Raw genomic sequence first — 12560 nt, forward strand, 5'->3', positions numbered from 1 at the left:
GGCCCAAGGCCGGGGCAGGGCGGTTTTGGTATGCTGGGCAACCGGCTGTGCCGGGTGCAACATCCCCCCTCACTACACGATTCCCGCAGATCCATGAGCGAAGCTACCGATACCCCCCCCGTTGACGAAAACAAGTTGATCGCCGAGCGCCGCGAGAAACTCAAAACGCTGCGTGGGCAGGGCATCGCGTACCCGAACGACTTCCGTCGCGAGGACTTCGCCGGTCGCCTGCAGGAAGAATTCGCCGATGCCGAGACCTGGACCGCCGAGGCGCTGGAAGGCAACGGCCGCCAGGTGAAGATGGCCGGCCGCCTGATGGCCAAGCGCATCATGGGCAAGGCCAGCTTCGCGCAGATCCAGGACGAGTCCGGCCGCATCCAGCTGTTCCTGCAGGGCGCGGTGCTGGGCGATGCCTACACGGCCTTCAAGGGCTGGGACGTGGGCGACATCATCGCCGTCGAAGGCGGCCTGACCCGTACCAAGACCGGCGAACTGTCGGTCAAGGCCGAGTCGATCCGCCTGCTGACCAAGTCGCTGCGCCCGCTGCCGGACAAGTGGCACGGCCTGGCCGACGTCGAGCAGCGCTACCGCCAGCGTTACGTCGATTTGATCGTGACCCCGGAATCGCGCGCAGTGTTCATCAAGCGCTCGAAGATCATCCGCGCCATGCGCGCGTGGCTGGACAACCGCGACTTCCTGGAAGTCGAGACGCCGATGATGCATTACATCCCCGGCGGCGCGGCGGCCAAGCCGTTCACCACCCATCACAACGCGCTGGACCTGGACCTGTACCTGCGCGTGGCGCCGGAGCTGTACCTCAAGCGCCTGACCGTGGGTGGCCTGGAGCGCGTGTACGAGATCAACCGCAACTTCCGCAATGAAGGCGTCAGCACCCGCCACAATCCGGAGTTCACCATGATGGAACTGTACGAGGCCTATGCCACGTACAACGAAATCATGGACCTGACCGAGGGTGTGATCCGTGATGTGGCCAAGGCCGTGAACGGTGGCACCGAAGTGGAATGGGACGGCGCGAAGATCGACCTGGGCCCGGCGTTCCGTCGTTGGCGCATGGATGAGGCAGTGCGCCACCACAACCCGGAAATCTCGGCCGCTGATTGCACTGACCGCGATGCGCTGCTGCGCCATTGCGAGCGCTTGAAGATCCGCGTCAAGCCGTCCTACGGCTGGGGCAAGCTGTTGCTGGAAATCTTCGAGGCCACGGTCGAGCACACCCTGATCCAGCCGACCTTCATCACCGACCATCCGGTCGAGGTCTCGCCGCTGGCCCGTGCCAATGACAACGACCCGGGCTACACGGATCGCTTCGAGCTGTTCGTCAACGGCAAGGAGCTGGCCAACGGCTTCTCCGAACTGAACGACCCGGAAGACCAGGCCCAGCGCTTCCAGGCCCAAGTGGCCGCGAAGGAGGGTGGCGACGACGAGGCGATGCACTATGACGCCGACTACATCCGTGCGCTGGAGTACGGCATGGCCCCGACCGGCGGCCTCGGCATCGGCGTTGATCGCCTGGTGATGCTGCTGACCGGCAGCAGCTCGATCCGTGACGTGCTGCTGTTCCCGTACATGCGTCCGGAGCAGTAAGTCGTCTTTTTGACTCCTGTTTGTGCGCGCCGTCGCGAAATGAGACGGCGCGATTGACGCCTCCCGCGCTCGGCGTATCGTTAATGCACTACCTTGACGTCTGTTATGGCTTGATCGGCGCCAGGGGGAGTGCGCATTGTGGAGAGTCCGCTTCACAATGTGATGACGATCATGAACCGGGACGCATGACACGGGAGTCGGGCCGATGCAGGGTGCGAGCGTTCGCAGCAGCAGGGTATCCTCGCCTGCTGATGATCCAGCATGGTCGAGAAACCAGGCGGAGTACGCGTTGAACATCGTCATTGTTGACGACCAGACGTCCGCGCGGACGATGCTGCGTCACGTCATCGAAGACATCGCGCCGGAACTGAGCGTGTATGACTTCGGTGATCCGCTGACCGCATTGGCCTGGTGCGAGGCGCACCCGGTCGACCTGCTGCTGCTCGATTACCGCATGCCGGAGATGGACGGGCTGGAGTTCGCCCGTCGATTCCGGCGCCTGCCCAAGCACCGCGATATCCCGGTGATCCTGATCACCGTGGTCGGCGACGAGCCGATCCGCCAGGCGGCGCTGGAAGCGGGGGTCATCGACTTCCTGGTCAAGCCGATCCGCCCGCGCGAACTGCGCGCGCGCTGCTACAACCTGCTGCAGCTGCGCCAGCAGACCGAGAACGTGAAGCAACGTGCGTTGTCGCTGGAGCAGCGCCTGCTGGCCAGCATGCACGAGGTCGAGGAACGCGAACGCGAGACCCTGTCGCGATTGGCGCGGGCGATCGAGTTCCGTGATGCCGGCACCAGCGCCTATCTCGAACGCATGGCGCGCGTTGCGGGGCTGATCGCCGAGCAGCTTGGCCTGCCCGAAGACGACGTGCGCCTGATCGAGATGGCGGCGCCGCTGCATGACATGGGCAAGATCGCCATTCCCGACGCGGTGCTGCTCAAGCAGGGCAAGCTCAATGACGAGGAGCTGGCGATCATGCGCCGGCACCCACGCATCGGCCACGAGCTGCTGAGTGGCAGCCAGAACCGTTTCATCCAGGTGGGTGCGCTCATCGCGCTGCGCCATCACGAGCGCTATGACGGCAGCGGCTATCCCGACGGCCTGGTCGGCGAAGCGATTCCGCTGGAAGCCGGATCGTTGCTGTCGCCGACGTCTTCGATGCGCTGATCTCGCCCCGTCCGTACAAGGAAGCATGGACCATGGAAGCCACTCTGGCTTATCTGTACGCCCAGCGTGGGCGACTGTTCGATCCGCGTTGCGTGGATGCGCTGATGCGCGGCCACCAGCAGTTGATGGATATCTGCGCCCAGCACTCGACGGCATCGACGCGACCGGGTGGGTGACATGCAGGACCTGTTCGCACGCGTGAGGCGTCGGCTGGCGCAGCGTCCGGATTCGGAACATGGCCAGGCGATCGTGCGGGTAGTGCTGATCTCGCTGATCCTGGTCTATGTTCTGTTGTCCGGCGCCCGCCTGCACCGGCTGGATCAGTACCAGGGCGCGCTGGCAACGGCGGTGACCGGGCTGGGCCTGTCGCTGCTGTTGTTCGGCTGGCTGCTGTGGAGGCCGCAGCGCTCGGACCCGCGACGGGTGGCCGGGATGCTGGCCGATTACGGACTGATCGCGATCGGCATGATCCAGATGGGTGAGCCGCTGGCGTGGGTGTATGCGGTGGTGATGTGGGTCACGGTGGGCAACGGCCTGCGCTTCGGGCCGCGTTACCTGACCGCTGCCATCGTGCTGGCGATGGTCAGTTTCGGCACTACCGTGCTGTTGACTCCCTATTGGCAGGCCAACCTGGGGCTGGCCATTTCCCTGTGGTTGGGGTTGCTGGCAGTACCGTTGTGCTGCTCCTCCCTGCTGCGCCGAAGGATGCGACATCCAACCATGGATACGATTCCCGCCGCTGGATCCGACAAGCGCTCGCTGTTGGCCCGCTTCAAGCAGCGCCTGTCCGGGCGCGAGGACAGCGAGCACGCGCAGAACCTGATCCGCATCATCATCACGGCACTGTTCATCAGCTATCTCGGATGGCGCTCGCTGAGCGGCGGCGGTGAGGCGCTGACGGCGACGTGGCTGATCCTCGCCTTCGAGCTGACCATTTCCGCCGGCCTGCTGACCGCGATCCTGGTCAATCCGGGCGTGTCGCATGTGCGCCGGGTGATCGGCATGCTGACCGATTACACCTGCATGGCCTGGATCATGACCATCCAGGGCGAGCCGGCCGCACCGCTGTATGCGGTGATGCTGTGGGTGACGATCGGCAACGGCATGCGCTACGGCAGCACCTACCTGCGCGTGGCCACGGCCATGGGCTGCCTGGCCTTCCTGTGCACGGTGATGCTGTCGCCGTACTGGCGCGGCCACGATTATCTGGGCTGGGGCCTGCTGCTGGGCCTGGGCGCGATTCCGCTGTACTTCGATTCGCTGCTGCATGCCTTGACCCGGGCGGTGGCCGAGGCGCGCCAGGCCAACGAAGCCAAGAGCCGCTTCCTGGCCAACATGAGCCATGAGTTCCGCACGCCGTTGAACGGGCTGGCCGGCATGACCGAAGTGCTGGCCACCACCCGCCTGGACGACGAACAGCGCGAGTGCCTGAACACCATCCAGGCCTCGACCCGCAGCCTGCTGGCGCTGGTGGAAGAGGTGCTGGACATCTCCGCGATCGAAGCCGGCAAGGTGCGCGTGGAGTGGCACGAGTTCGCGCTGGCCGACGTGCTGCAGGCGATCAACCTGATCCTGACCCCGCAGACCCGCTCCAAATCGCTGGATTATCGCGTGCAGGTGGACGACAACGTGCCGCCGCGCCTGTTGGGGGATGCCGGGCATCTGCAGCAGATCCTGCTGAACCTGATGGGCAACGCGGTCAAGTTCACCGACAGTGGCTACGTGCATCTGCGCGTTTCCAGCCCCGATGCGCTGGGCAGCGAGCGGATGCGCCTGCGATTCGAGATCGTCGATACCGGCATCGGCGTGCCGGTGGCGTTGCGCGGACGCCTGTTCAATGCGTTCGAGCAGGGCGATGTCGGCCTGGCCCGTCGCCATGAAGGCACCGGTCTGGGCACCGCCATTGCCAAGGGCCTGGTCGAGTCGATGGGCGGGCAGGTCGGCTATGCGCCGAACAGCCCGCGCGGCAGCGTGTTCTGGGTCGAGATCACGCTGGACGTCGCAGACACCTCATCAGCCCCGGCGGTTCCGTCCGAGGTGGCTGAAGCCGGCAATGTCATCGCGTTTTCCAACCCCTTCCTGCGCCATCGTGCACGGGTGCGGAGCCTGCGGGTTCTGGTCGCCGACGACCACGAGGCCAATCGCATGGTGCTGCAGCGGCTGCTGGAGAAGGCCGGCCACAAGGTCACCTGCGTCAACGGCGGCGCCGAAGTGCTCGATGCGTTGGAGCAGGCCAGTTACGACGCAGCGATCGTCGACCTGCACATGCCCGGCATGAGCGGACTGGATCTGCTCAAGCAGTTGCGGGTGATGCAGGCCAGCGGCATGCCTTACGTTCCGGTCATGGTGCTGAGCGCAGACGTCACCCCCGAGTCCATCCTGCGTTGTGAGCAGGCCGGCGCCCGCGCCTTCCTTGCCAAGCCCGTGGTGGCCACCCGCCTGCTGGAAGTGCTGGCCGATGTCGCCGCCAACACCCGCGCAGAACCCGGCATCCAGTCAGTGCCTGCATTGCCGTTCGGCGATGGCGTGCTCGATACCGCGGTGCTGGACGAGCTGGCGTCGCTGGGCATGGGCGATGGCTTCGAACGCAAGTTCATCGACCAATGCCTGGCGGACGTTGACGCGAGCATGGGCCAGCTGCAGGGCTGCGGCGAGCGCCAGGCCTGGGAGGATTTCCGCGAGCACGCCCACGCGCTGCGCGGCGTGGCAAGCAACCTGGGGCTTGTCCAGGTTGCCGCCTCCAGTGGCGAAATCATGCGCATGGCGGACTGGCAGCTGAAGGGTGAATGGAGCTCCCGCCTCAGCAACCTGGCGACCGCTCTGCGCAACGGCAGGCATGCGTTGGCTGCCCGTAGTGCGGGGGCACCGCACCGCGACGACAGCGAGCGCAGCCCGTCCTGACCCGCCAGACGATCAGGCCGGGTCGCCATTGCGTCGGGCCTGCGCCCGTACCAGCCGATCCATGGTGCGCAGGGACTTCTCGCCGAGTTGCATGGCGGTGTCTACCCAGATCTCGGTGATCCGCATCATTTCATGCAGCGGCACCATGGTGGCGATCTCGTTGACCTCACGCATCGCCGCCCAGGCGTGCGGGATGCGTCGGCTTTCCTTGATCACCTGTTCGACTGCGGCAACACCTTCGCCCACCGGCACCACGATGTCGACCAGGCCCATTTCCTTCAGCTGGCTGGCGGTGTAGAGGTTGCCTTCCAGCATGATCTTCTCCGCCAGCCGCGGACTGATCCGCTGGCACAGGAAGGAGTAGGCGCCCATGCCGGGGAACAGGTCGAACAGCACCTCCGGCAGGCCCATCAACACGCCTTCCTCGGCGACGATGGTGTGGCAGCTCAGTGCGGCCTCGAAGCCGCCCCCCAGTGCATTGCCCTGGACCAGGGCGATGCTGTGGGCACGGGTGCCCAGGCCAGCATGGAAGGCATGCACGCCGCGCACGCAGCGCTGGGCATAGTCGAGCAGGCGGGCGCGGTCGCCCTCGCGGATCAGGCGGCAGAACAGTTCGAGATCGCCGCCCAGGTTGAACACGTCGCTGTCCGAGGCAAGTACGACATGGGGTGACAGAGCGTGCGAGGCGCTGAGGCGATCGCCCAGTTCGCGCTGGTAGTCGACGATGTCATCGACCAGGCGCGAGGCGAAGCACGGCCGGCCTGGCTGGTTGACCAGGTTGGCGTGCATATGGATCCAGTAAACATCCCGCTCGGGTTCTTCGGTGATACGCAGGGTAGGGTGCTGCTCGGGACGGGTAATGATGGGGCGTACTGCAGACATGGGAGTTCTCCGTGTGACCGTCCGGCCAACCGCAGAGCGGACGGAGAGGAGTGAGGGGGCGAGCTGAACATGCGGCGGCGACTGATTCTATGCACCCGTCGTGAACCGCCCGCAAGCGCCGGGTCGGCCATGTTCCGGCAATAAAAAGACCCCGCCGTCTCCGGCGGGGTCCCCTGTACTGTCGTGTTGCCCGGAAACCCTTACTGGGCGGGCGTATCACGCAGCTCGCGACGGAGAATCTTGCCGACGTTGGTCTTCGGCAGCTCCTTTCGGAATTCTACGATTCTGGGGTGCTTGTAACCGGTCAGGTTGGCCCGGGCATGTTCCTTGACCATTTCCGCGGTCAGATTCGGGTCCTTCTTCACGATCACGACCTTCACGACCTCGCCGGACTTCTCGTCCGGGACACCGACCGCAGCCACTTCCAACACGCCGGGCATCATCGCGATGACGTCCTCGACCTCGTTCGGGTACACGTTGAAGCCGGACACCAGGATCATGTCCTTCTTGCGGTCGACGATGTAGAAGAAGCCCTGTTCGTCCATCTTCGCCATGTCGCCGGTGTGCAGCCAGCCGTCGGCGTCGATGGCGGTGGCGGTTTCCTCCGGGCGCTGCCAGTAGCCCTTCATCACCTGCGGGCCCTTGATGCACAGCTCGCCCACTTCGCCCAGCGCCAGGATGTTGCCGTTGTCGTCCTTGATGCACGCATCGGTGGACGGGATCGGCAGCCCGATGGCGCCGTTGTACTCGGGCAGGGTGAGCGGGTTGATGCAGGCCGCCGGCGAGGTCTCGGTCAGGCCATAGGCTTCGACCAGGGTCACCCCGGTAACCTTCTTCCAGCGTTCGGCCACGGCACGTTGTACCGCCATGCCGCCGCCGAGGGTGAACTTGACCGAAGAAAAGTCGATCTCGTCGAAGCCGGGCGTGTTGAGCAGGCCGTTGAACAGCGTGTTGACGCCGGTGATGGCGGTGAAGCGGGTGCCCTTGAGCTCCTTGACGAAACCCTTCATGTCGCGCGGGTTGGTGATCAGGTGGTTGCAGCCACCGAACTTCATGAAGACCAGGCCGTTCGCGGTCAACGCGAAGATGTGGTACAGCGGCAAGGCAGTGATGATCACTTCCTTGCCCGGCTCGATGCCCGAGGTGGACAGCCACGCCGACGCCTGCTGCATGTTGGCAATCAGGTTGCGGTTGGTCAGCATCGCGCCCTTGGCCACGCCGGTGGTACCGCCGGTGTACTGCAGGAAGGCGATGTCGTCGTGGTCGATCTCGACCTTCGGAAGCGCGTGGCGGCTGCCCAGCTTGAGCGCCTGCCTGAAGCGGACGGCGCCCTTGATGTGGTAGTTGGGCACCATCTTCTTGACGTACTTCAGCACGAAGTTGACGATCGCGCCCTTGGCGCCGAGCAGGTCGCCCAGGCCGGTGGTGACCACGTGCTTGACCGGCGTATCGGCGATGACCTGTTCGACGGTGTCGCCGAAGTTGTCGACCACCACCAGCGCACTGACGCCCGCGTCGACCAGCTGGTGCTTGAGTTCGCGCGCGGTGTACAGCGGGTTGACGTTGACCACGGTCAGTCCGGCGCGCAGCACGCCGAAGGTGGCCACCGGGTACTGCAGGCAGTTGGGCATCATCAGGGCGACGCGGTCACCCTTCTTGAGCTTGAGCTCACCCAGCAGGTAGGCGGCGAACTGGGTGACCAGCGCATCGGTCTCACCGTAGGTGAGCACTTTGCCGAAGCTGGAGTAGGCCGGACGGTCGCGGAATTTCGCGACGGAAGCGTCGAAGACCGAAGCTACCGAATGGAACTCGTTGACGTCGATTTCGGCGGGAACGCCTTTCGGATAGCTCTGCAGCCAGGGACGATCCAGACTCATATTCCCCCTCCAGGAATCGTGATGTATTAGGTTCCGGCCCTGAGCGTAGCGACAATGGCCGTTCATTGCAGCATACCCCGCCGTAGGGAAAACGCGAAGAGGCCCCGAAGGGCCTCTTTGCTTGGTCGTGCCGGCCGCTGGCCGGCATCTGCGCTCGATCGGGATTCCGGTGGATGCCGGCCAGCGGCCGGCACTACCGTGTCGCCAAGCGGGGCGCTTGCGTCAGTCCTGCTTGCGCACCGGTGCACCGTTGGCCTTGTAGTACGGCGCGGTGCTGCGGGCCAGCGGGGTGCGGCCGCGGATCACGTCGGCCAGCTTCTCGGCCATCATGATGGTCGGCGCGTTGAGGTTGCCGGTCACCACCTGCGGCATGATCGAGGCATCGACGATGCGCAGGCCTTCCAGCCCGTGCACGCGGCCCTGGCCGTCGACCACCGCCATCGGGTCATCGGCGTGGCCCATCTTGTTCGAGCACGACGGGTGGTAGGCGGTCTCGGCATGTTCGCGGACGAACGCATCGATCTGCGCATCGGTCTGCAGCGCGCTGCCCGGGGAAATCTCGCGGCCGCTGTACGGTGCCAGCGCCGGCTGCGCGAAGATCTCGCGGGTGATGCGGATCGCCGCGCGGAACTCGCGCCAGTCCTGCTCATGCGACATGTAGTTGAAGAGGATGCTCGGATGTTCGCGCGGATCCTTCGAACGCACGTGGATGCGGCCGCGGCTGGGCGAGCGCATCGAACCGACGTGCATCTGGAAGCTGTGCGCCTTGATCGGGTTGGAGCCGTTGTAATTGATCGCCACCGGCAGGAAGTGGTACTGCAGGTTCGGCCAGTCGAATTCGGCGTCGCTGCGGATGAAGCCGCCGGCCTCGAACTGGTTGCTGGCGCCGATGCCGGTGCCCAGGAACAGCCACTCGGCGCCGATGGCCGGCTGGTTGTACAGCTTCAGTGCCGGTGCCAGCGAGACCGGCTTCTTGCACTCGTACTGCAGGTACATCTCCAGGTGGTCCTGCAGGTTGGCGCCGACGCCCGGCAGGTGGTGCACCAGGTCGATGTCCAGGCTGCGCAGCAGGTCGGCCGGGCCGACGCCCGAACGCTGCAGGATCTGCGGCGAGGCGATGGCACCGCCACACAGCAGCACTTCGCGGCGCGCGGTGGCACGCTGCGGCTGGTCGTTGTGCAGCCACTGCACGCCCACCGCACGCTTGCCCGAGAACAGGATGCGGTCGGTAAGCGCGTGGGTGACGATGGTCAGGTTCGGGCGCGGCTTGGCCAGGTCCAGGTAACCACGGGCGGTGCTGGAGCGACGGCCCTTCGGGGTCACCGTGCGGTCCATCGGGCCGAAGCCTTCCTGCTGGTAGCCGTTGAGGTCGTCGGTGCGCGGGTAGCCGGCCTGCACGCCGGCTTCGACCATCGCAGCGAACAGCTCGTTGTTGCCGGCCTTCGGCGTGGTCACCCGCAGCGGGCCGTCGCCACCGTGGTAGTCATTGGGGCCGATGTCGCGGGTTTCCGCCTTGCGGAAGTACGGCAGGCAGTCCAGGTAGGTCCAGTCTTCCAGGCCCGGCATGCTGGCCCAGTTGTCGTAATCCATCGCGTTGCCGCGGATGTAGCACATGCCGTTGATCAGCGACGAGCCGCCCAGGCCCTTGCCGCGGCCGCAGTCCATGCGGCGGTTGTTCATGAAGGGCTCGGGATCGGTCTTGTACGCCCAGTTGTAGCGCTTGCCCTGCAGCGGGAAGGCCAGTGCCGCCGGCATCTGGGTACGGAAGTCGAGCCGGTAGTCCGGGCCACCGGCTTCCAGCAGCAGCACGCTGACATCGGCATCTTCGGTGAGGCGGGTAGCCAGCACGTTGCCGGCCGAACCGGCGCCGATGATGATGTAGTCGTACTCGTTGTGGGTGCTCATGGGTGTCTCCTGCAGGCCGGGGCGCGCTGCATGCAGGCGTCCCGGCGGAATGTCGGATCGGCGCGGTGGCCGGACGAGGGTGCGCGCTCGGGGCGCGCCGGTCAGAACACGCTGGCGTAGTCGCCCAGTTCCACCTGCACCGACTTGATGCGGGTGTAGTGGCCGAGGGTGGAGATGCCGTTCTCGCGGCCGACGCCGGATTCCTTGTAGCCACCGACCGGCATTTCGGCCGGAGACTCACCCCACGTATTGATCCAGCAGATGCCGGCTTCCAGGCGGTGGATGATGCGGTGGGCGCGGCTGATGTCCTTGCTGACCACGCCGGCGGCCAGACCGAAGGTGGTGTCGTTGGCGCGACGCACCACTTCGTCTTCGTCGTCGTAGGCGAGGATGCTCATGACCGGCCCGAAGATCTCTTCCTTGACGATGGTCATGTCATCGCGGCAGTCGGAGAACACGGTCGGCAGAACGTAGGCGCCATTGGCCAGCGCGCCTTCGGTGGCACGGCCACCGCCGGTCAGCAGGCGGGCGCCTTCGGCCTTGCCGCTTTCGATGTAGCGCAGCACGTTTTCCATGTGCGGGAAGCTGGTCAGCGGGCCGAAGTTGGTTTCGGCGGCCATCGGGTCGCCGATGCGGATGCGCTTGACGCGCTCGACAACGGCGGCCTCGAACGCGGCGAGCATGCTGCGCGGCACGAATACGCGGGTGCCGTTGGTGCAGACCTGGCCGGAGCTGAAGAAGTTGGCCATCACCGCGATGTCGGCGGCGCGGTCCAGGTCGGCGTCATCGCAGATCACCAGCGGCGACTTGCCGCCCAGCTCCATGGTCACTTCCTTCAGCGAGGAGGACGCGGCGCTGGCCATGACCTTCTTGCCGGTGGCGACGCCGCCGGTGAAGGAGATCTTCTCGATCACCGGGTGCTCGGTCAGCCACTGGCCGATCTCGCGGCCCGGGCCCTGCACGACGTTGAACACGCCAGCCGGCACGCCGGCTTCGGTGTAGATCTCGGCCAGCCGGATCGCGGTCAGCGGGGTCACTTCCGAAGGCTTGAACACCATCGCGTTGCCGGCGGCCAGCGCCGGGGCCGACTTCCACATGGCGATCTGGATCGGGTAGTTCCAGGCGCCGATGCCGGCGACCACGCCCAGCGGCTCGCGACGGGTGTAGAAGAAGCTCGATTCGCGCAGCGGCAGCTGGATGCCTTCGATGGCGGTGGCCAGGCCGGCGTAGTACTCGACCACGTCGGCGCCGGTGACGATGTCCACGGTGGTGGTTTCGGCCAGCGCCTTGCCGGTGTCCAGGGTTTCCAGGTGGGCCAGTTCGTCGTTGCGCTCACGCAGGATCTCGACGGCGCGGCGCAGGATGCGCGAGCGTTCCATCGCGGTCATCGCGGCCCACACCTTCTGGCCTTCGGACGCGCTCTGCACGGCACGCTCGACGTCGGCCTGGCTGGCAACCTGCACTTCGGCGATCACCTCACCGGTGGCCGGGTTGACGGTCTTGAAGGTCTTGCCGCTGGTGGCATCGACGCGCTGGCCGTGGATGTAGAGCTGTTGGACGGGCAGGGTGGTCATGGGGCGTACTCCTTGGAAGGGGGCGGGTGCTGAAGCGCTTATAGCGCGACAGCCTGCAACTGGAAGTCGATGTAGCCGTAAGCGATGCGCCGGGACTTCTCGGCGTTGAACTGGCCGCCGACCAGGCTGCCGCGCAGCCACAGGCCATCGATCATCGCGGCCAGCCCGCGGGCGGCCAGGCGGGCCTGCGGGTGGGGCAGCAGGCGGTTGAACTGGTGGCACAGGTTGGAGAACAGGCGCTGGTCGTTGGCGCGCTGCAGCCGGGCCAGTTCCGGCTGGTGCATGCTCGCGGCCCAGAAGGTGAGCCAGACGCGCATCGCGGTGCCGTTGATCTGGCTGTCGTCGAAGTTGCCGTCGACGATGGCGCGCAGCTGCTCGCGCGGGTCGTCGCTGGCGTCGGCGCGGTAGCGGGCGACCGCGTCCTTCAGCTCGCGCAGGATCTGCCGCATTGCAGCATTGAGCAGGCCGTCCTTGTCGCCGAAGTAGTGGGCGACGATGCCGCTGGACAGCCCTGCCTTCTTCGCGATGGTGGCGACGGTCGCATCGGCCATGCCGATCTCGTCGATGGTCTGGAAAGTGGCCCGGATCAGCTGTTCGCGCCGTACCGGTTCCACGCCTTTCTTCGGCATTGTCTCTCCACGGATTGCG

General features: G+C 65.8%; 7 protein-coding genes and 1 pseudogene. 3 read left to right on the forward strand and 5 right to left on the reverse strand.

Features of this window, described 5'->3' with window-relative positions; genetic code table 11:
- Positions 1 to 93 precede the first annotated feature (93 nt).
- The 3 genes and pseudogenes from lysS to AC5P6X_RS16605 all read left to right on the forward strand — a co-directional run bounded on the left by lysS (position 94) and on the right by AC5P6X_RS16605 (position 5674).
- Positions 94 to 1605, forward strand: a complete 1512-nt coding sequence (gene lysS / locus AC5P6X_RS16595) for a lysine--tRNA ligase (protein ID WP_005413225.1) — start codon at positions 94 to 96, stop codon at positions 1603 to 1605.
- Between the two features lie 205 nt (positions 1606 to 1810).
- Positions 1811 to 2949: pseudogene (rpfG, locus tag AC5P6X_RS16600) on the forward strand (cyclic di-GMP phosphodiesterase response regulator RpfG).
- Between the two features lies 1 nt (position 2950).
- Complete coding sequence (locus AC5P6X_RS16605) at positions 2951 to 5674, forward strand: response regulator (RefSeq protein WP_108270022.1); 2724 nt, start codon at positions 2951 to 2953, stop codon at positions 5672 to 5674.
- A gap of 12 nt (positions 5675 to 5686) precedes the next feature.
- Here the strand turns inward: AC5P6X_RS16605 and rpfF are convergent, their stop codons facing one another.
- The 5 genes from rpfF to betI all read right to left on the reverse strand — a co-directional run bounded on the left by rpfF (position 5687) and on the right by betI (position 12541).
- Entirely contained in the window at positions 5687 to 6556 is an 870-nt protein-coding gene (rpfF, locus tag AC5P6X_RS16610) for a diffusible signal factor synthase RpfF (RefSeq protein ID WP_032966706.1), read from the reverse strand.
- 200 nt (positions 6557 to 6756) lie between these two features.
- Positions 6757 to 8433 carry a long-chain fatty acid--CoA ligase gene (locus AC5P6X_RS16615; protein ID WP_012480081.1) on the reverse strand — a complete coding sequence of 559 codons (1677 nt, stop codon included), beginning with the start codon at positions 8431 to 8433 and terminating at the stop codon, positions 6757 to 6759.
- Between the two features lie 222 nt (positions 8434 to 8655).
- Positions 8656 to 10338, reverse strand: a complete 1683-nt coding sequence (gene betA, locus AC5P6X_RS16620) for a choline dehydrogenase (RefSeq protein WP_005409499.1) — start codon at positions 10336 to 10338, stop codon at positions 8656 to 8658.
- A gap of 101 nt (positions 10339 to 10439) precedes the next feature.
- Positions 10440 to 11912 carry a betaine-aldehyde dehydrogenase gene (betB, locus tag AC5P6X_RS16625; RefSeq protein WP_005409500.1) on the reverse strand — a complete coding sequence of 491 codons (1473 nt, stop codon included), beginning with the start codon at positions 11910 to 11912 and terminating at the stop codon, positions 10440 to 10442.
- Positions 11913 to 11950: 38 nt separating this feature from the next.
- Entirely contained in the window at positions 11951 to 12541 is a 591-nt protein-coding gene (gene betI, locus AC5P6X_RS16630; RefSeq protein ID WP_005409501.1) for a transcriptional regulator BetI, read from the reverse strand.
- Positions 12542 to 12560 lie beyond the last annotated feature (19 nt).

This window comes from Stenotrophomonas sp. YJH_SMC_40 (assembly GCF_059368615.1).